Source organism: Nonomuraea sp. NPDC003754 (genome assembly GCF_053605785.1).
In genome coordinates this window covers 1-19,241 of record NZ_JBSGJX010000032.1, presented here as the reverse complement: position 1 = coordinate 19,241, position 19,241 = coordinate 1, and the positions used below count along the sequence as shown (strand labels likewise).

Here is a 19,241-nt window from a genome sequence, read left to right as displayed (position 1 = left end):
CACAACCAGCTCACCGGCCCAGGTCGTCCCACTCCTGGAGCAGGTGGGCCGTGGCCGCCGCAGGGGCCGTGAACGACCAGCGGCCCGGCGGCAGGTTCAGGGCGCAGCCCCCGTCGGCCAGCCTGGTGGTCGGCAGCTGCTCGCTGAGGCCCATGAGGAAGGTGCCGTTGACGCTCATCCCGTCCCATGCGCCGCGCACGGGCAGCACCGCGCGGGCGGTCACGCCCTCCGGGACGGCGAACGTGAACTGCACCCCGTCGGGCCCGGCCCGCCAGCCCGACTCGACCGTCCCCGACGCGCTCTCGTAGCGGGCGTGCGCCTGGCGCAGCAGCGGGACGGGGCCGGGACGCAGCAGCAGCTCGCCGAAGCCGCCACCTGTCCCGCGCGGGTCGTCGCCCAGGCCCGCCACGTGCCGGAACAGCCAGTCGCCCACGCAGCCGTAGGCGTAGTGGTTGAAGGAGTTCATGGCCGGCGTCTGCAGGCCGTGCCGGTGGTGCCAGGCGTCCCAGCGCTCCCACATGGTCGTCGCCCCGGCGCGGAGCTGGTAGCGCCAGGACGGATAGCCCTCCTGGTTGAAGATCCGGCACGCCAGGTCGTGGTGGCCGGTCTCGGACAGCACGGGCAGCAGCAGGGGGGTGCCGACGAAGCCCGTCATGAGCCGGTGCCCGTCGGCGCGGACCAGCTCGGCCAGCGCCTGCGCCGACGCGGCCCGGTCCTCGGGCGGGACCAGGTCCCAGGCGAGGGCGACGGCGTAGCCGGTCTGCGTCTCGGTGTGCAGCTTCGGCCCGCTGAGGAAGGCCCGCTGGAAGGCGCCCGACACGCGGGTGAACGCCTCGCCGTACTCCGGCGCGTGCGGCTCGCCGAGCACGTCGGCCACGTGCGCGACCAGGCGGAGGCTGCGGGCGAGGGCGGCGGTGGCGATGAGGCTCTTGGGCGTCTCGACCGTGCCGGGGGCCAGCCAGTCGCCCAGGGCCCTGCCCGGTCTGATGCCGTCCTCTGCCTGGGCCAGGCAGTAGTCGGCCCACCGCCGCATCGGGTCGTAGGCGCGGCGCAGCGTGCGGTCGTCGCCGTAGCGCCGCCACAGCAGCCACGGCACCTCGACCAGCGCGTCGGACCATACGGGGGAGTCGTATCCGTACTCGGGCAGGACCGGCGCGACATGCGGGACCGCGCCGTCGGCCCGCTGCCCGTCGATCAGCGTCGTCACCCAGCCGGACAGGAACGCCTGCGTGTGCCGCAGGAAGCTGAGCGTCGAGCCGAACACCGAGATGTCGGCCGTCCAGCCGGTCCGCTCGTCGCGCTGCGGGCAGTCGGTCGGCACGCTCACCAGGTTGCCGTCCGCCGACGCGCCGATGTTGGCGACGAGCTGCCGTACGGCGGGATCGCTCACGGTCAGCGAGCCGGTGACGGCGAGCGCGGAGGACAGCAGCACCGCTTCCAGGTCGTCCGGCGTCAGCGCGCCCGGCCAGCCGGTGACCTCCGCGTAGCGGAACCCGTGCAGGGTGAAGGCGGGCTCCACGACGTGCGCGCCGGGGCCGAGGACGAACTCGTCACGCTGGTCCGCGGTGCGCAGGTTGTCGGTGTAGAGCCGCCCGGTCGCGGTCAGCTCCTCCCCGTGCCGCACCACGATCCGTACGGGGTCCGGCGCGTCGACGCGCAGCCGTACGCGCCCGACGACGTTCCGCCCGAAGTCGGCCACCTGGACGCCCGGCGCGGGTTCGGTCACGGACACGGCGGGCACCGTGCCGGTCACCCGCACCGGGGGAGCGGGGTCGGCCTCCACCAGGATCTCCGGGGCGGCCGTCGTCTCGGCGGGTCCGACCTGCCGGGATGGGGCCTGGACGGTCTCGCCCATCACCAGGTCGGCGCGCGGGCGGCCGAGATCCCGCCGGGTCCAGGCCGCGTCCGTGGCGAACACGCGGCGGACCCCGTCGTCGTCCCGCACGAGCACCTGGGCGCTGGCAGCGGGCCGGTCGCCGTAGCGGCGCGGGCCGCCGCCGGCGACGTGACCGGCGTACCAGCCGGGAGCGAGCCACAGCTCCAGCTCGTTCTCGCCGGGTACGAGCAACTCCGTGAGCTCCAGCAGCCGATAGCGCGTCCGGCGACCGTAGTCGGTCCATCCGGGGGCCAGCTCCTCCTCGCCCAGCCGCACCCCGTTGAGCAGCGCCCGGTAGACGCCCAGCGCGGTGGCGGCCAGCCAGGCGCGCCCGGGAGCGTGACGCCAGGTGAACGACCCGCGCAGGCTCACCGCCGCCCGGGGGTCGCCCGCCAGCCAGGGGGCGTCCCACCCACCGCGCGCCCGCAGGCCCGTGGTGAACGCGCCGGTCGCGTGCCCTTCCACACTCCACGTGTACGGCGTCAGCGGCGCCAGCCACTCATCCGGCACGTCCACGCCGTACGATCCGGCAGGCACGGACGACCGCCACACCTCGCGCCCGTCCGAGGACACCACCACGGTGGCCTCCTGGATCAGCCGGGCGTCCCACGACAGCCGGGGCGACGGCTCGTCCACGCCCACCGGATCCGCCAGACCGCACGTCAGGCCCACCCGTGGACCGGGCGGGGCCGAACGGATGAACGGCGCCTGCGCGCCGGAGACCTGCACTCCGAGCACCCCCGAATCCCGGTTCACGCATCGAGCCCGGTGGTGAAGGCGTTGTGCAGACCGTCGACGTCGACGCCGGACAGGCTCGGCGCCATCACGTTGATCAGCAGCACGAAGCACGCGTCCTGCTCCGGGTACATCCACCACTGGCACCCCGAGGCGCCGCCGTGCCCGTACAGCCGCCGGTCGAGCAGTCCGGGAGCCGAGTGGCGCAGGTTCCAGGTGAGGCCCCAGTCCTGCCCGGCGTTGACCGGGTCGGGCTGCAGCTTGACCAGGCCGGTCGTCTGCGGGGTCGTCATGGCGGCCAGGGTGGTCGGGTGGATCAGCCCGCGGTCGCCGCGCAGCAGCGCCCCGCCCAGCGCCAGGAGGTCCTCGGCGCGGGAGAACAGCGCCCCTGCCGGGTGGCGGAGCCGTACGAACGTGTCGAAGTCGAAGCCAGGCCCGAGCAGCTCGATGCCGTGGACCTCGGCCGCGTCGCACGCCGGGTCGAACGTGATCCGCCCGCCGCCCGGCACCAGCGTGTTCAGGTCGGAGTCGATCACGTCGGCCACGTCGCGGCCTGTGACGTCGCGGACCATCTCCGCGATCCCGGCGAAGGCCAGGTTGGAATACTGGCTGAGCGTGCCTGCCTCGAACATCGACGGCGCGGTGACGAGGTGCTCCAGCAGGTCGTCAGGCGTGAGCGTCTGCTCGGCGATGCCGCTGGTGTGGGTGAGCAGGTGCCAGAGTGTCACGTCGGGCCGGGCGAAGTTGGGCAGTACGTCCCGCAGGGGGCGGCGCAGCGACAGCAGCCCGCGCTCGACCTGGCGCAGGGCGACCAGCCCCATCAGCGGCTTGGTCACCGAGAACAGCGCGAAGTGGTCCTCGGTCCTGGTCTCGCGGCCGTCGTGCGCGCCGAATGCCTCCAGCACCTGGATCCCGTCGGAGGTGGCGGCGCCGAACACCGCGCACGGCAGCCGCCCCTCCTTGATCTCGCGCCTGACCCAGTCGAGCGCGATGTCGTGAGTGGTCATCCCTTGAGTGCACCTTCCGTAAGACCGGCCAGGACGCGCTTCTGCGCGACGACGTACACCGCCACGAGGGGCAGTGTGGTGAGCAGGACGTGGGCGAAGACGAGGTTCCAGTTCAGGCTCTGCAGGGTGCCGGAGGCGAACTGGAACAGGCTCAGCGGCAGCGTGGCGTTCGCGCTGCCCTGCAGCAGGAAGAGGGCGAAGAAGAAGTCGTTCCAGACGTTGATGATCAGGATCACGCTGCCGACGAACAGCACCGGCCGCAGCAGGGGCAGCAGGATGCGGACGAAGACCTGCGGGCGGGAGGCGCCGTCGATGGCGGCGGCGTCCTCCAGGTCGCGGGGGAACGCCCGGACGAATCCGGTCGCCAGGAAGATCACGATGCCCAGGCGGCAGCCGGTCATGGTCAGCACATAGCCGAGCGAGCCGTCGTCCAGCGACAGGGCACGCAGCAGGTAGACGGTCGGGATGATCGACGGCGGCAGCAGGATCGACAGCCCCATCACGAAGTAGGCCGCCTGAAGCCACCGCGACCGGCTGCGCCCGAACGCCCACGCCGCCGCCGCGCCGAGGAACACCACGGCCACCACGATCGGCACGGTCACCTTGAGGCTGTTGACCAGCCCCGTCAGGTAGCCGCCCCGGTCGAGCACGATGCCGTAGTTCTCGGCGATCGCCCACGTCCTGGGCAGGCCGAGGCCCAGCTCGGCGGCCTCGCCGGCGGGTTTGAACGAGTTGACGACCACGAGCCAGACGGGCACGAGGACCCACGGGATCGCGAAGAGCGTCAGCGCCGTGTACTTGAGGACCGCTCTCATCCCGTCACCTCCCTGCGCCGCAGCCACCACACGAGGGGCACGGCGGTGGCGATCACCAGCAGCGTCACGGTGAACCCCAGCGCGCTGGCGGAGCCGAAGAAGCCCTGCCCCCACTGCTGGCGCATCACCACGTTCAGGGCCCGCGTGTGGTCGCCGGGCCCGCCGCCGGTGGTGGCGGCGATCACGTCGTACGCGCTGAGCGCGCCCACCAGCGTGACCGCCACGTTGAAGGTCAGCGCCGGGGCGAGCATGGGGAACACCACCCTCCGGAACCGGGTCCACGACCCGGCCCCGTCGACCGTCGCCGACTCCAGCAGCGACTTCGGGATGGAGTTGAGGCCCGCGATGTAGACGAGGGTGATCAGCCCGCTCCACTTCCACGCGTCGATGAACGCGACCACCACCAGCGCGGTGGACGGTTCGCCCAGCCATGCCCATTCGATGCCGAGGAAGGAGTTGACCGCCCCGTCGGGGGCGAGCAGCCCGCGCCAGATGTATCCGGCGGCCAGCGGCGAGATGAGCGTCGGCAGGAAGAAGGCCGAGCGGAAGACGGTGTTGATCCGGCTGGTCCGCTGGAGGGCCAGGGCCAGCGAGAGGCTGACCGTGTTCTGGATCGCCATGCACAGGATCGCGTACAGCACGGTCACGGTGACCGCGTTGGCCAGCAGGTCCTGCTCGATCAGCGTGCGGACGTTCTCCAGCCCGTTCCAGGTGATCTCGGCCCGGAAGCTCGTCCAGGAGGAGAACGCGAACCGGACGTTGAGCAGGAACGGGGCGACGAAGAAGACCGTGACCAGCACGATCGCGGGCAGCGCCCAGGGCAGCCAGGCCACCCTGTTCCGCATCACCATCCGGGCAGCCCTGCCGCCTTGGCCGCCTGCTCGACCTGGCCCTGTAGCTGGGTCGCCGCCTTCTGCGGATCCTTCTGCCCGGCGATCAGCTCGGACATGAGCTGGGCCAGCCCGCCCATGCCGGGGATGTCGGAGTTGAAGGAGATGACCGCGCCGGTGTCGTACGCCTTCTTGACGTCCTGCAGCACGGACGAGACGCCCTGCGGGTCGGGCACGTCCTTGAACACGGGGAAGGTCTTGGACGCGGTGATGTACTCGGCGTAGGCAGGGCCGGTCATGAAGCGCACGAAGTCGAGCGATGCCTTCTCCCGCGCCGCGTCACCGGTCTTGGGCAGGTAGAACGTGCCGATCGGGCCGGGCGCGTAGGTCGCGAGCGGCTTGGCGCTCGACAGGCCGACGAAGCCGACGGACTCGTCGACGGTCTTCTGGTCGCCGTCCGCGGCTGCGAGGAGGGCCGGGAGCATGTCGGAGTGCTGGGCGACCATGGCGGCCTTGCCGGTCACGAGGGCCTTCATGGAGTCCTCGAACTTGGCGGTGACGATGTCCTTGTTGAAGCAGCCGTCGGCCTTCAGCTTGGCGTAGGCGGTCAGGCCGGCGACGAAGGGCGAGCCCGCGTCGGCCAGCGTGCTGCTGTGGCTCGCGATGGCCTTGCCGTACGCGTTGGACTGGTTGGCGCCTGCCAGGTAGAGGATGGGCAGGATCTGCACCGGCCAGATCGACCCGCCCGACTCGAAGACCGGCGTGACGCCGGCGGCCTTGAGCTTGGGGCAGGCGGCGGCGAGCTCGGCGAAGTTCGAGGGCGGGGTCAGCCCGGCCGCGGTGAAGACCTTCTTGTTGTAGTAGAGGCCGAAGACCTGGGGGAAGCCGGTGATGGCGGCGTAGACCTTGCCGTTGACGGACCCGGCGGCCTCGTAGAGGTCGCCGGACCTGGCGATGTACGCCTCGCCTGTCAGGTCGCGCAGGTTCTCGGCCGGGTTGAGGGCGAGCAGGCCGCTCACCGTCGCGTGGTACTCCAGGATGTCCGGGCGGTCGCCGGTGGCCCACTTGGTCTGGGTGGTCTCCTCGAAGCCGTCGGACGGGATCGACACGAGCTCGATCTTGTGGCCGGACTGCTTCTCGAACTTCCTGTACATCTCCAGCAGCGGCGCCGGGTCCGCGCTGTTGTGCCAGAGGGTCAGCTTCACCTGACCGGTCCCCTCCGGGGCGGACGACCCGCAGCCGGAGAGGGACAGGGCGAGGGCGGCGCCGATCGCCGCGCCGAGCAGACGGGATGGTGCTCTCACGCCCGTGCTCCTGTTCACTTTGGGGATAGCTGTGTAGAACGTTCTCCATTGTTAGGGCACGAGAGAATCGCCCGTCAAGAGGTAGACCTGAGTGCCGGTGGCGGGCTAGCCTCACCTTTCGGAAAAGTGTGTAGTGCGTTCTACGAAAGCTCTATGAAGGACGGCGTGTGACGAGCGGACGGGTGACGATCGCCGATGTGGCCAGGCGAGCCGGGGTTTCCACGGCCGCCGTGTCCAAGGTGGTGCGCGGGGCCTACGGCGTGAGCGCGGAGATGCAGGCCAAGGTGACGCAGGCCATCGACGAGCTGGGCTACCGCCCGCACGCCGCGGCCCGCGCCCTGCGCGGACGCACCTACACCCTCGGCGTCATGCTCTCGGACACCCGCAACCCGTTCTTCCCCGACATCATCGAGGGCGTCACCGGACGGCTGGGCGACACCGAGTACCAAGTGCTGCTCGGACCTGGCGGGATCGAGCCCAAGACGCAGGCCAGGATGACCGACGCCATGATCGACCGGAGCATGGACGGGCTCATCCTGATCTCGCCGGTCATGTCGGACGCCGAACTCGCCGCCATCGCGACGGCCATCCCGATCGTCGTGGTGGGCAGGCACGGCGGCGCCGCGGCCTACGACGCGGTCGTCGACGACGACGTGATGGGGGCGGGGCTCGTGGTCGACCACTTGGTCGGGCTCGGGCACACCCGGATCGCGCACATCACCCACCTGGAGCGGGCCCGCGCCCAGGGACTGCCGCACACGGTGCGCGCCGAAGGCTACCGCCAGGCGATGCGCGCCCACGGACTCGCCGACGACGTGCTGGCCACCTCCTTCACCGAGGAGGGCGGCTTCGAGGGCGCGCGGGAACTGCTCGCGCGCGACGACCGGCCCACCGCGATCTTCGCCGGGGCCGACATCGCGGCGCTCGGCGTGCTGCGCGCCGCCGACGAGGCGGGCCTGTCGGTGCCGGAGGACCTCTCCGTCGCCGGATACGACAACATCGGCATCGCCTCGCTCAAGCGCATCTCGCTCACCAGCGTCGACCAGGACGGGCACGTGATCGGGGCGACCGCCGCGCGCCTGCTCGTCGAACGCATCGAGGGACGCTCACGATCGGTGACGTCGTCGGTGTCACCCACGCTGATCGTCCGCGGAACCACAGGACCGCCTCGCCGCTGAACACCGGCCGCCTGTCGGGGGACTGTCGCGGACCAAAAATTAAAACGATTCGATGGAAGGACCCCCCACGTGAGACGACTCGCTCTCCTCGCCCTTCTCCTCCCGCTGGTCGCGCCCGCGCCATCGGCCTCCGCCCAGACGGCCGCTCCGGCCTGCCCGGTCAGGGTCGACCCCGCCGCGTTCGCCGCCGAGGCCCGCCTGAGCAGCCTGGCCGAGCAGCAGGAGGCGTTCGGCCCCAGGCCGACCGGCTCCACCGCGCACGCCGACTACGTCGACTGGCTGGAGGACGAGATGGCGGCCATCCCCGGCCTCCAGCTCTCCTCCCTGCCCTACGCCATCGACCGCTGGGACAGCCTCGGCACCGGCCTGACCGTCGGCGGTACGGCCGTGCAGGTCGCGGCCCCCGTACCGTTCTCCTCCTCCACCGGCGCGGGCGGCGTCTCGGCGCCACTCGTCCACCTGGCCGCAGGGACGAACATCACCGCGGCCAACGCCGCCGGGAAGATCGTCGTCCGGGACCTGCCGTGGACCAACATGCCCAACCTGCTGTTCTATCCGCCCGCCCTCGGCTACTCCATGTATGACCCGGCCCTCACGATCAACCTGCTCGGCTCGGAGTCGATGGAGGCCCCGGCCGCGGCCGACGCCGACCTCAAGGCGGCCGCCGCCGCGGGCGCGGTGGGCGTGATCGAGGTCAGCCAGCTCCCGCATGCCCAGATCCAGGGCCAGTACGCGCCCTACGAGGGCCTGCCGTACGGCGTGCCAGGCGCGTACGTCGGCGCCGACCAGGGCAAGCAGATCAAGGACGCGCTGGCCGCCGGGCAGCCGGTCCAGGCCGCGCTGACCGTGAACGCCGCCTGGACGCCGACGACGACCCGCACCCTGCTCGCGACGCTTCCCGGCGGGAGCGCCCAGAAGATCGTCGTGGAGAGCCACACCGACGGCATGAGCCCGGTGTGGGACAACGGCCCGCTCGCCATGATCGAGATGGCCCGCTACCTGTCGTCGCTACCGGTGGAGTGCCGTCCGCGCACCGTGCAGTTCGCGTTCGTGACCGGCCACCTCTACCAGCACCTGACCGGCCCCGACGTCCGCGAGGGCGGCGCGGGTCAGCTCGCCGCCCAGCTCGACGCCGAGTACGACCAGGGCGGGGTCTCCTCCGTCGTCGTGCTCGAGCACCTCGGCGCCAAGCGCTACGACGCGGTCGCCAGGCCGAACGGCCTGCCGGGCAAGCAGCTCGTCGCCAACCCCGCCCTCACCGAACTGCTGATGGTCCCCGTCAGCGAGAGCACGCCGCTGCGCGAACTGGTCAAGGGCCACATCGAGTACTGGGACGTGAGGCGCACCGCGATCCTCAAGGGCCTGTCGGCGGCCGACCTCGCCACGGTGCCGCACCACTGCGGCTTCGGTGGCGAGGGCACGCCGTACAACCAGCACCTGCTGCCCGTCATCGCGCCCATCGCCGCGCCCAAGACGCTGTTCTCGCCGCAGTTCGGCACCGAGGCGATCGACCTGCCGGCGATGCGCAAGGCGGCCCTCGCCTTCACCGACGTCGTGCTCGACCTCGGCCCGATGGCCCAGTCGGCCGTCGCGGGCGACGTGACCGCCATGCGCCAGCAGCGCGCCTCCGGCACGCCGGGGTGCGCGTGAGCATAGACAGGAAAGGGCTCGTGCGCCGGCACACCGTCGCCGACGCCGGGTGTCCGCTCACCGTCGGCAACGGCGAGTTCGCCTTCACCGCCGACGCCACCGGGCTGCAGACCTTCGCGCCGCTGGGCACGCAGGCGCAGTGGGGCTGGCACACGATGCCCAACCCCGAGGGCCACGTGCTGGAGGACGCGCTCACCGACTACGACGGCGTCGGCTATCCGGACCTGTATCCGGCCACCGAGGCGGGCGGCTGGCTGCACGTGAACCCGCACCGCCTGCATCTCGGCCGGATCGGCCTCGACGTCGACGAGGCCGCCCTGCTCGGCCGCTCGGCGCAGACCCTCGACCTGTGGACCGGCACGCTGTCCAGCTCCTTCGAGCTGGGCGGCCTGCCGTACGAGGTGGAGACGGTCTGTCACCCCGAGCGGGACCTGCTGGCCGTCCGCGTCGTGGGCGGCGCGGGGATCAGGATCGCCTTCCCCTACGCCAGCGATGGCTGGCACACCACCGCCGACTGGGACCAACCCGAGAGGCACACCACCACGCACGCGCTCACGCACACGCCGTACGGCTCGCGCTGCGACTTCACCCGCGTCCTGGACGCGGACCGGTACCACGTGGCCGCCGAGTGGGCGGGGTCGGCGCGGCTCACGTCGCCCGGCGGTCACGTGTACCTGATCCAGGGCGACGAGCTCGAGCTCGTCGTCGAGTTCGCGCGCCACCCCGTCGGCGCCGCGCTCCCGTCCTTCTCCCAGGTCCGTACGGCTGCCGCCGACCACTGGGAGAGGTTCTGGACGAGCGGGGGAGCGGTGAGCTTCGACGGCAGCACCGACCCGCGAGCGCCCGAGCTCGAACGCCGGGTCGTGCTCTCGCAGTACCTCACCGCGGTCAACTGCGCGGGCTCCACCCCGCCGCAGGAGACCGGGCTGGCCGTCAACTCCTGGAGCGGCAAGTTCCACCTGGAGATGCACTGGTGGCACGCCGCCCACTTCGCCCTGTGGGGCAGGCCCGAGCTGCTGGAGCGGAGCCTGCCGTGGTACCGCTCGATCCTGCCGCGGGCCAGGGCCACGGCCGGACGGCAGGGTTTCCGCGGCGCCCGCTGGCCCAAGCAGGTGGGGCCGGAGGGCAGGGAGAGCCCGAGCGAGATCGGCGCCTTCATCATCTGGCAGCAGCCGCACCTGATCTACTTCGCCGAGCTGCTCCGCCGGATCCGCCCTGGGGCGCTGGAGGACTACCGGGACCTGGTGTTCGAGACGGCCGAGTTCATGGCCTCCTTCGCGGGCGGCGGGCATCTGGGGCCGCCGCTGGTCCCGGCGCAGGAGTCCTACTACGAGTCCAGGCGGTTGGTGCGCGATCCCGCGTTCGAGCTGGCCTACTGGTGGTGGGGGCTGGAGACGGCCCAGCAGTGGCGGGGCCTGCTCGGCCTCGCCCCCGACCCGGAGTGGGCGCGGGTCCTGCACGGCCTGGCCCGGCCACTGGTGCGCGACGGCGTCTACGCGGCCATCGGCGTGGAGCCGTACACGATCAGGACCGACCACCCCTCGATGACCGGCGCGCTCGGGTTCGTGCCGCCCACCCCGCTGATCGACCCCGAGACCATGCGGGCCACCCTGCACGACGTGCTCGCCGACTGGGATCTGGAGAGCGCCTGGGGCTGGGACTTCCCGATGCTCGCCATGTGCGCGGCCAGGCTCGGCGAGCCTGACACCGCCGTGGACGCGCTGCTGATGGACGCCCCGAAGAACACCTACCTGGCCAGCGGCCACAACCACCAGTGGCCCGGACTGCTGCCCCTCTACCTGCCGGGCAACGGTGGCCTGCTGGCCGCCGTGGCCCACATGGCGGCGGAGGAGTGCTTCCCCGAAGGCTGGCTGGTTCAGGCGGAAGGAGTGGTCGCGATGCCGTGATCGGGGCCAGCGAGCAGGGTGAGCGTGTAGTGGTAGAGGTCGCCGGCCGACGACGTCAGAGTGGCGACACGGCCCTCACGTACCTCCGAGGCGATGAACTCGGTGGTCCCGTAGACGATCAGGCGGGGCACCGCGGCACGCAGCGGCGGCAGCGAGGGATCCTCCAGCCTGGCCCGCGCGGCCAGCGCCCCGAGCATGTCGAGGAAGGGCCGGTAGGCGGCGTCACGCTGCTCGACGGCCCGCTCACCCGCCCTCGGCAACTCCACGAAGTACGCCTGCGCGTACTCCGGGCGTTCCTGCCACCACCGCAGGTAGGCGGTCATCCCCAGCCGGAGCGCCTCGCGCCAGCGGTCGCCCGCCCCCGACGCGGCCGTGTAGATCGAGTCGATCATATCGGGCAGGTCGCGCTCGCATCCGGCGAGGAAGCACGCCTCCTTGTCGGCGAACTGGGCGTAGAAGGCGTTGCGCGAGACCCGCGCGGCGGCGATCACGTCCGGCACGCTCGTGGCGGCGTATCCACGCCTCGCGACGAGCCTCAGCATGGCCTCCACGAGGCGGTTTCGCTGGGAGTCGCGCACCGTGTCGGGGGACAGTCCGTGCCGCCCCCTGGGGAGTGGCCGGCCCGCCGGAACTTCCTTCTGTTCGTGTCTTGACATCGCTCCCCGATCGTACTTCCCTCTCTTAGGAGACGTTCACGTCTCCAAATAGCCTACGAGGTGACCATGGAGAACTTCACCCGCCGGCAGGCGTTACGGGCAGGGGCACTCGGCCTCATGCCGGCCGGATTCCTGTCGTGGACCACCGAGGCCAACGCCGCCTCCACCATCGAGACGATCTACAAGGCAGCGGGTCCGTGGCCGGTCGCCACCGGCACCTCGGGCGGCCACCGGCTCTACTACCCCTCCACCCTGGGCTCGGGCGGCGTCACGCACCCGATCGTCACATGGGGCAACGGCTCGTGGGCCACCCCCGACGACTATCCGGGACTGCTCAACCACCTCGCCTCGTGGGGCTTCGCGGTGGTCGCCTCCACCGACACGACCACGGGCACCGGCGCCGAGATCCTCGCCGCCGCCCAGCACCTCATCAGCCTCGACACCGACCCCGCCAGCGTCTTCCACGGCAAGCTGAACACCGCCCAGGTCGCCGCCGCCGGCCACTCCCAGGGCGCGGGGGGATCCATCAACGCGGCCAACGACTCCGCAGGGCTGATCAAGACCGTCGTGCCGATCGCCGTGCCCGCGCAGTGGATGGCCGGCCCAGGAGACGAGTTCTCCGTCGCCGACCTGACCTGCCCGGTGCTCTTCCTCAGCGGCGCGAACGACTGGCTGATCTCCTCGGCCGCGACCGTGCAGGGCTACTACGACCAGGCCACCGCCGGAGCGGGCAGGGCGCTGCTCAAGGGCGCAGGGCACAACGACATCCAGAACACCGGCGGCGCCTTCCTCGGCTACGTGACCGCCTGGCTGAGGTACCGCCTCCAGGCCGACACCCAGGCCCGCGGGGCGTTCGCCGGCGGCACCGCCGAGCTCCCCACCAACACCGCCTGGCAGAACCAGGCCCTCAAGAACCTCACCTAGGAGAACCACCATGGCGGATCCGACGCGGCGTGGGCTACTCGCCGCCGGCACGCTCACCCTGCTCGCCGGATGCGGCAAGGACCAGCCTCGGCAGCAGGCCGCGGACGGCAGGCCGCACGGCGAGGTCACCGTCTGGCTGCACGGCTCGCAGGACACCGGCCGGCAGTTCCAGGAGCTCGTGCACCGCTACATCGCCGAGTTCAAGGTCGACGTGAAGCTGCTCCACCTGCCCGTGGGCCAGCTCGACGCCAAACTGCTGACCGCCTTCAGCGGCGGCGCCCCGCCCGACGTCTTCAAGATCGGCCACTGGAGCTTCCCCGCGCACGCCAGGAAGAAGCGGCTCGCGCCCGTCGACACCAGGGCGCTCTCGCTACAGAACTACGAGCCGGGCACGACCACCCCGCTCACCTACCAGGACGTGCCCTACGGCGTGCCCATCGACTTCAACCCCTGCATGCTCTACTACCGCAAGGACCGGTTCGAGGAGGCCGGACTCGACCCCGGCAGGCCCCCGGCGACCTGGGAGGAGGTCGCCGAGTACAGCGCCAAGCTCACCTCCGAGGACCGCAGGCGAGTCGGCCTGCAGTGGCTCTACGGCGACCCCCAGTGGGCCCTCATGACGCTGACCGCCCTCGTCAGGGGCAAGGGCGGCGAGCTCGTCACGGCGGGCGGCACGAAGGCGTCGCTGTCCACCGAGCAGGGCCTCAACGCCCTGACGTACATGTCGGGGATCGGCAACCCCAAGCTCTCCAACCCGCTGGGCGCGCTCGGCCTGTTCTACTCCGGCGAGGCCGCCATGGTCGTCAGCGGCGCCTTCCTCGGCCCCGCGCTGGAGAAGCTGGGCAAGGACAAGCTCACCTTCGGCAAGCAGTACGGCGTCGCGCCCATGCCCACCTGGGCCGGCGGCCCGCCCGTCGTTCCCGCCTACACCTGGGGCTGGGGCGTGGCCAAGGACTCGCCCAACCAGTTCACCGCCTGGCACCTCATCAACTACCTGCAGGGCGCCCCGTCGGTGGCCGCCAACCTCGACAACGGCATCATCATCCCGGCCAAGGGCTGGCGCGACGCCGGGCCGCGCGGCAGGTCCGAGATCATGAAGATCGTCGCCGACGGCCTCCCGCATGTGGACTTCGGCCCGATCATCCCCGGCACCCTCGAACTGGCGAAGGCCGCGGCCGGCGCCGTCGACTCCGTCGCCCACGGCAAGTCGACCCCCGCCCAGGCCGCGGCGACCTTCGACTCCACCGTGCGGCTGGTCCTGTGAGCGTGCTCGGCAGGGTCAGCGCCCGGCCCCAGGCCACGGCGGGCGTGGCGCTGACCCTCCCGGTGGCCGTCTTCTTCGTCGTGTTCTGGCTCGTCCCGTTCCTGGCCGCCATCTATCTCAGCTTCACCGACTACGAGATGGCAGGGACGCCCAACTGGATCGGCCTCGCCAACTACGAGCGCATGTTCGCCGACCCCGGCTTCCTCAACTCGGCGTGGATCACCGTCGTCTACACGGTCTGCACGGTGGTCCCGACGATCGTGCTGGCCCTGCTGGTGGCCGTGCCGCTGAGCAAGCCGGGACGGCTCAACCGCCGGCTCAGAGCGCTCGTCATGATTCCGGCCGTGATGCCGCTCGCCGCCACGTCCATGGTCTGGGTGATCATCTACTCCGACCGCGGCCTGGCCAACACCCTCCTCGGCCTGGTCGGGATCGATCCGCAGTCCTGGCTGACCGGCTCCGGCCTGGCCATCTGGGCCCTGGTCGTGATGGTCGTCTGGAAGAGCATGGGGCTGTTCGTGATCATCCTGACCGCCGGGCTGCAGGCGCTGCCCGGCGAGGTGTACGAGGCCGCCGCCATCGACGGCTCAGGGGCGGTGACCACGTTCACCCGGATCACGCTCCCGCTGCTGCGCAGGACCCTGCTGTTCGTCCTGGTCATCTCGGTGGCCGGATCGATGCAGGCGTTCGTGCCCGCCTTCCTGCTCACCGGCGGCGGGCCCGCCGACGCCACCCAGGTGCTGCCGTACTACATCTGGGCCAACGCCTTCCCCTACGAGCACATGGGCTACGCCGCCGCCATGGGCATGGTGCTGCTCGTCGCCATGGTGATCGTCTCGGCGCTGCAGTTCGGGTTCCTGAAGGGAGGCGACGAATGAGAGCGGGAACCATCCTGCGCACCGTCTGGCTGATCGCCGCGGTCGGGTTCATGCTGCTGCCGGTCTACGCCATGCTCGTCGTCGCCTCGGCGCCCGACGACACCGACCTGCGCGGGCTGGTCTTCAACGGCTTCCACCTGCCCGAGAACATCAGGCTGCTGTTCGGCGAGGGCAACCTGCCCACCTACCTGCGCAACAGCCTCATCCTGTGCGTCGGCACCGGCGTCCTGGACGTGATCTTCTCGGCCGCCGCGGGCTACGCGATGGCCCAGCTGTCCTTCCCCGGCCGCCGCGTCCTGTTCGCGCTGGTGGTCGGCACGCTGGCGCTCACCCCGATGGTCCTGGTCATCCCCGTCTTCCTCATCGTGAAGGAGCTCGGCTGGGTCAACACCTTCCAGGGCATGATGGTGCCCGGCATGATCAGCGCGTTCGGCGTCTTCCTGGTGCGGCAGTTCGCCCTCGGCATCCCGAAGGAGCTGCTGCTGGCCGCGCGGGTCGACGGCGCGGGGGAGTTCCGCATCTTCGCGCGCGTCGCCGTGCCGCTGCTCAAGCCCGCGCTCATCACCCTGTTCCTCGTGCATTTCCTGGCGCAGTGGGACAACCTGCTGTGGCCGCTGATCGTGGCCAACGAGCAGGAGCTGTGGCCGCTGCCGGTGGGGCTGGCCAACTTCCAGAGCGAGGCCGGCTTCAACTATCACCTGACCACCACCGCGGCACTGGTCACCGCCGTGCCCCCGTTCATCCTGATGGTGGCGCTGCAGCGTTACTACGTGGCGGGGCTCACCTTCGGAGGGCTGAAACGATGATCCCGGACACCGCACGGATGATGGAGTGGATCGAGACGGTCACCTCGCGGGGCATCAGGCGTCCCGGCTACCCGGCCGACGACTGGACCGCCGCGTGGGCCGCCGAGCTCTTCACCGGGTTCGGGCTCCGCGACGTACGGCTGGCGCCGGTCGAGCTGCCCGTCTGGCGGCCGGTGACGGCGGACCTGGTGGTGCGCCTGGACGCCGACCCGTCGAGAGCCGTGCGGGTGGCGGCGTCCGCCCTGCCGTACACCACGCCGAAGGCGACCGTGAGCGCGCCGGTCAGCCGCGAGGTCGTGCCGGGCGCGATCGTCGTGCCCGAGTACACCTTCACCGAGCTGCCGCAGTCCTACCTCAGGGACCAGGCGACGGCCGTGCACGACCCCGAGGGCGTCTTCGACGAGCTGGTCCAGACGCTGCCGTTCCAGCTCGACTACCTCGACGTCATCCAGGGCGTCATGGACGGCGGCGCCGCCGCCTTCGCGGGGGCGCTGACCGGGGTGCCGTGGGAGACACGCGACTACTACGTGCCTTACGACGCCGTGCACCGCGACCTGCCGGCCGTCTGGCTGTCGGGCGGCGACTCGCGGCGGGTGCTCGACCTGGTCGACGAGGGACCCTGCACGGGCACGCTCACCGTCGAGTCGGAGACGGGCCCGGCCGTCTCGCACAACGTGATCGGCACGCTCCCCGGCCGCTCCGGCCAGTGGGTGATCATCGGTTCGCACCACGACGCGCCCTGGGCCTCGGCCGTCGAGGACGCCTCGGGGATCGCGCTGGTGCTGGCCGCCGCCCAGTACTGGGCGGGCGTGCCCGAACGGGACCGGCCGCACAACCTGATCTTCCTGCTGACCGCAGGTCACATGGCGCACGCCGCGGGCACCCGGGCCTTCATCGAGGAGAACCGCGGGCTGCTGGGCGACGTGGTACTCCAGCTCCACCTGGAGCACGCCGCCCGGCGGTGCGTGGTCGTGGACGGCGAACTGGTGCCCACCGGCGACCCCGAACCCGGCTGGTGGTTCACCACCAGGAAGCCGGAGCTGGAGAGCCTGGTGGCGGCGGCCCTCGTCGCGGAGGACCTGAGACGCTCGTTCGTGCTGCCGCCGGACGTGTTCTCCCCGATGCCGCCCACCGACGGGGCCTTCTTCCACCCCGAAGAGGTGCCGCTCGTGCACTTCCTGTCGGCTCCCATGTACCTGTTCGACTCGGCCGACACCCTCGACAAGGTGCACGAGGCCAGCCTCGAGCCGCTCACCCGGGCGGCGATCAGAATCGTCGAAGGGACGGCCGGATGGCGCCGCGCATGATCGTGCGAACCACTTGCGGGCTGGTCGAGGGCAGGGCCGAGGAGGGCGTGCTCGCCTTCCTCGGCGTGCCGTACGCCGCCCCGCCCTTCGGCGAGCACCGCTTCGGCGCGCCCGTCCCGCCACCCGCGTGGGACGGCGTACGGCCCGCCGTCACGCGGGGCCCTGCCGCCCCGCAGGCCGCCGGCGAGGACATCGGCCTGTACGCGCCCGACGTCTTCGAGGTGGGCGAGGACTGCCTCAACCTCGACGTGCGCACCCCTGAGACCGGCCGGGCCGGGCTGCCCGTCCTGGTCTGGATCCACGGCGGCGGGTTCTCCATCGGCGGCAACGGGGCGGCCTGGCACCAGGGCCCCCGCTTCGCCCGCGACGGCGTGGTCTGCGTGGCCATCAACTACCGGCTCGGCTTCGAGGGCTTCCTGGCCCTGGAGGACGCCCCGCTCAACCGGGGTGTCCTCGACTGGCTGGCCGCGCTGGAATGGGTACGCGACAACATCGCGGCCTTCGGCGGCGACCCCGGCAACGTGACGATCGCCGGGCAGTCGGCGGGCGCCGCCGCCGTCGCCACCCTGCTGACGATGCCCCGCGCCGAAGGGCTGTTCCGGCGCGCGATCGTGATGAGCGGCTCGGCCAACCTGGTCGCCACCGAGCAGGAGGCGCGCGACTACGCCAGGACGCTCGCCGCCCGGCTGCGGATCGACCCGACCAGATCCTCCTTCGCCGGGCTGTCCCCCGAGGCGCTCGTCGCCGAACAGCCGCCGCCGCTGACCGGCGACTCCGGCGGGCTGAACGAGTCGGTGCCGGTCAAGCCGGTCGTCGACGGCGACCTGATCCCGGCCGTCCCGCTGGCCGCCCTGCGCGCGGGCGCGAGCGGGCACCTTCCACTGCTGGTCGGCTGCACCTCCCAGGAGGCCGACGTGTTCGTCCGCCGCCTCGCCGCCGACCTCGACGAGGCCGCCGCGCAGGCCGCGCTCGACCACCTCGGCGTCCAGATCGACGAACCCGGCCTCACACCCGCCGAGCGCGTCGGACGCGCCTTCACCCAGCACCTGTTCACCCGCGAGACGCGCTGGATCCGGGAGGCCAGGCCCGCCTACGCCTACGAGTTCCGGTGGGAGTCGCCCGTCGAGAGCCCGGTCGGCGGAGGACGGGTGGGCGCGGTGCACAACCTCGACCTGCCCTTCGTCTTCGACGTGCTCGACGCGCCCGGCGTCGAACGCACCGCAGGGCCAGGCGCGCCGCAGGCCGTGGCCGACGCGATGCACGCCGCCTGGGTGCGCTTCGCCCGCACCGGCGACCCCGGCTGGCCACTCGGGCACACCATGGTCTTCGACGAACCCACTGCGTCGATGCGGCATTGAGTATCAGGCGCGCGTTCATGCCCACGTTGAACGTCGTCCTCCAGGGTTGTCAGCCTGCGCGCATGTCAGATCTAGGACATGTGGCTTGGCCGCCTGAGCTGATCAGGACCGAGCGGCTCGTGCTCCGTGAGCCGGAGGCGTGGGACCGTGCGACATTCATCGAGCTGCTCGCCTCGCCAGAGGTGCACACCTACCTCGGCGGTCCCCGCCCGCGTGACGAGCTTGAGCGTGAGATGCCCGAGGTGCCCGAGCGATGGCCCGGGAGTTTCGTCGTCGAGCTCGACGGGGCGATGATCGGCCAGATCCTGCTCAGGAGAGCAGCCGGGCACCGTCGCCCGGCTGCTGTGGGGAAGGCCGATCTCGGTTACCTGTTCCTGCCGAAGGCCTGGGGGCAAGGGTACGCCGCCGAGGCGTGCGCGGCGGCACTCGGGGCCGCCTCCGCGAGCTGCCAGCCGTTCTTACGCTCGACCGGAGCAAGCAGCCCCGTCACATACGCCCGCGCCTGCTTTCGGGGCTCCACCCGCCCGAACCGGCCTGCCATCCGCCCGAACAGCGCGTCCAGCCCGGACGACCACGCGCGGAGGTCGTCAGCGGTTAACTCGTCCGACATGCCGCCAGACTATAGATCACAAAGCCTGGCTGTAGCACTAGTACTACAGTCATGTTTTGTGATCTATAGTCGCGTTCGTGTCGGATGTGGTGACGTCTGAGGATCTCCAGTCGTGGGCGGCCGGGCTGGATGAACT

The 19,241-nt window shown here is 71.4% G+C and carries 15 protein-coding genes and 2 pseudogenes; 10 read left to right on the top strand and 7 right to left on the bottom strand.

What is annotated here, in order from left to right:
• Positions 1 to 10: 10 nt before the first annotated feature.
• From ACWEVS_RS32060 to ACWEVS_RS32040, 5 genes are read right to left on the bottom strand one after another with little or no spacing between them, the layout of a single operon-like run.
• Positions 11 to 2,614: a family 78 glycoside hydrolase catalytic domain gene (locus tag ACWEVS_RS32060; protein ID WP_452554438.1), complete on the bottom strand. Its 2,604-nt coding sequence runs from the start codon at positions 2,612 to 2,614 to the stop codon at positions 11 to 13.
• Between the two features lie 14 nt (positions 2,615 to 2,628).
• The gene (locus ACWEVS_RS32055; RefSeq protein WP_452554437.1) at positions 2,629 to 3,618 is read right to left on the bottom strand and encodes a serine hydrolase domain-containing protein; all 990 of its coding nucleotides are present in this window, start codon (positions 3,616 to 3,618) and stop codon (positions 2,629 to 2,631) included.
• A complete protein-coding gene (locus tag ACWEVS_RS32050; RefSeq protein WP_449930213.1) occupies positions 3,615 to 4,433 on the bottom strand; it encodes a carbohydrate ABC transporter permease in 819 nt (272 codons plus the stop codon). Before ACWEVS_RS32050 ends, ACWEVS_RS32055 begins: the two co-directional genes overlap by 4 nt.
• The gene (locus ACWEVS_RS32045) at positions 4,430 to 5,278 is read right to left on the bottom strand and encodes a carbohydrate ABC transporter permease (RefSeq protein WP_449930211.1); all 849 of its coding nucleotides are present in this window, start codon (positions 5,276 to 5,278) and stop codon (positions 4,430 to 4,432) included. Before ACWEVS_RS32045 ends, ACWEVS_RS32050 begins: the two co-directional genes overlap by 4 nt.
• Positions 5,278 to 6,567 (bottom strand): ABC transporter substrate-binding protein, encoded by a 1,290-nt coding sequence (locus ACWEVS_RS32040; RefSeq protein ID WP_449930209.1) that lies wholly within the window; start codon positions 6,565 to 6,567, stop codon positions 5,278 to 5,280. Before ACWEVS_RS32040 ends, ACWEVS_RS32045 begins: the two co-directional genes overlap by 1 nt.
• 167 nt (positions 6,568 to 6,734) lie before the next feature.
• On the opposite strand from ACWEVS_RS32040, the gene ACWEVS_RS32035 reads away from it, so the two are divergent.
• From ACWEVS_RS32035 to ACWEVS_RS32025, 3 genes are all read left to right on the top strand, one after another.
• The gene (locus ACWEVS_RS32035) at positions 6,735 to 7,745 is read left to right on the top strand and encodes a LacI family DNA-binding transcriptional regulator (protein ID WP_354922112.1); all 1,011 of its coding nucleotides are present in this window, start codon (positions 6,735 to 6,737) and stop codon (positions 7,743 to 7,745) included.
• Positions 7,746 to 7,814: 69 nt separating this feature from the next.
• Positions 7,815 to 9,395, top strand: a complete 1,581-nt coding sequence (locus tag ACWEVS_RS32030; RefSeq protein WP_452417767.1) for a hypothetical protein — start codon at positions 7,815 to 7,817, stop codon at positions 9,393 to 9,395.
• Positions 9,392 to 11,302, top strand: a complete 1,911-nt coding sequence (locus ACWEVS_RS32025) for a hypothetical protein (RefSeq protein WP_452554436.1) — start codon at positions 9,392 to 9,394, stop codon at positions 11,300 to 11,302. Before ACWEVS_RS32030 ends, ACWEVS_RS32025 begins: the two co-directional genes overlap by 4 nt.
• On the opposite strand, the gene ACWEVS_RS32020 is transcribed toward ACWEVS_RS32025, so the two are convergent.
• A complete protein-coding gene (locus tag ACWEVS_RS32020; RefSeq protein WP_452417770.1) occupies positions 11,272 to 11,844 on the bottom strand; it encodes a TetR/AcrR family transcriptional regulator in 573 nt (190 codons plus the stop codon). The two genes, ACWEVS_RS32025 and ACWEVS_RS32020, sit on opposite strands and share 31 nt — an antisense overlap.
• A gap of 180 nt (positions 11,845 to 12,024) precedes the next feature.
• Between ACWEVS_RS32020 and ACWEVS_RS32015 the strand changes: the two genes are divergently transcribed.
• The 7 genes and pseudogenes from ACWEVS_RS32015 to ACWEVS_RS31985 all read left to right on the top strand — a co-directional run.
• A complete protein-coding gene (locus tag ACWEVS_RS32015; RefSeq protein WP_449930202.1) occupies positions 12,025 to 12,882 on the top strand; it encodes a poly(ethylene terephthalate) hydrolase family protein in 858 nt (285 codons plus the stop codon).
• 10 nt (positions 12,883 to 12,892) lie between these two features.
• Positions 12,893 to 14,146 (top strand): ABC transporter substrate-binding protein, encoded by a 1,254-nt coding sequence (locus ACWEVS_RS32010; RefSeq protein ID WP_452554435.1) that lies wholly within the window; start codon positions 12,893 to 12,895, stop codon positions 14,144 to 14,146.
• Positions 14,143 to 15,024, top strand: a complete 882-nt coding sequence (locus ACWEVS_RS32005) for a carbohydrate ABC transporter permease (RefSeq protein ID WP_452554434.1) — start codon at positions 14,143 to 14,145, stop codon at positions 15,022 to 15,024. The genes ACWEVS_RS32010 and ACWEVS_RS32005 overlap by 4 nt, the downstream gene beginning before the upstream one ends.
• Positions 15,021 to 15,830 (top strand): carbohydrate ABC transporter permease, encoded by an 810-nt coding sequence (locus ACWEVS_RS32000; RefSeq protein ID WP_452417775.1) that lies wholly within the window; start codon positions 15,021 to 15,023, stop codon positions 15,828 to 15,830. Before ACWEVS_RS32005 ends, ACWEVS_RS32000 begins: the two co-directional genes overlap by 4 nt.
• Positions 15,827 to 17,137, top strand: coding sequence for a M28 family peptidase (locus ACWEVS_RS31995; RefSeq protein WP_452554433.1), 1,311 nt, complete (start codon positions 15,827 to 15,829; stop codon positions 17,135 to 17,137). The genes ACWEVS_RS32000 and ACWEVS_RS31995 overlap by 4 nt, the downstream gene beginning before the upstream one ends.
• A complete protein-coding gene (locus ACWEVS_RS31990) occupies positions 17,134 to 18,495 on the top strand; it encodes a carboxylesterase/lipase family protein (protein ID WP_452554432.1) in 1,362 nt (453 codons plus the stop codon). The genes ACWEVS_RS31995 and ACWEVS_RS31990 overlap by 4 nt, the downstream gene beginning before the upstream one ends.
• Before the next feature lie 17 nt (positions 18,496 to 18,512).
• A pseudogene (locus ACWEVS_RS31985) lies at positions 18,513 to 18,875 on the top strand (GNAT family N-acetyltransferase); the annotation flags it as partial.
• A 38-nt stretch (positions 18,876 to 18,913) separates the two neighbouring features.
• Here ACWEVS_RS31985 and ACWEVS_RS31980 read toward each other — a convergent pair.
• Positions 18,914 to 19,105: pseudogene (locus ACWEVS_RS31980) on the bottom strand (IS701 family transposase); the annotation flags it as partial.
• Positions 19,106 to 19,241: the final 136 nt, after the last annotated feature.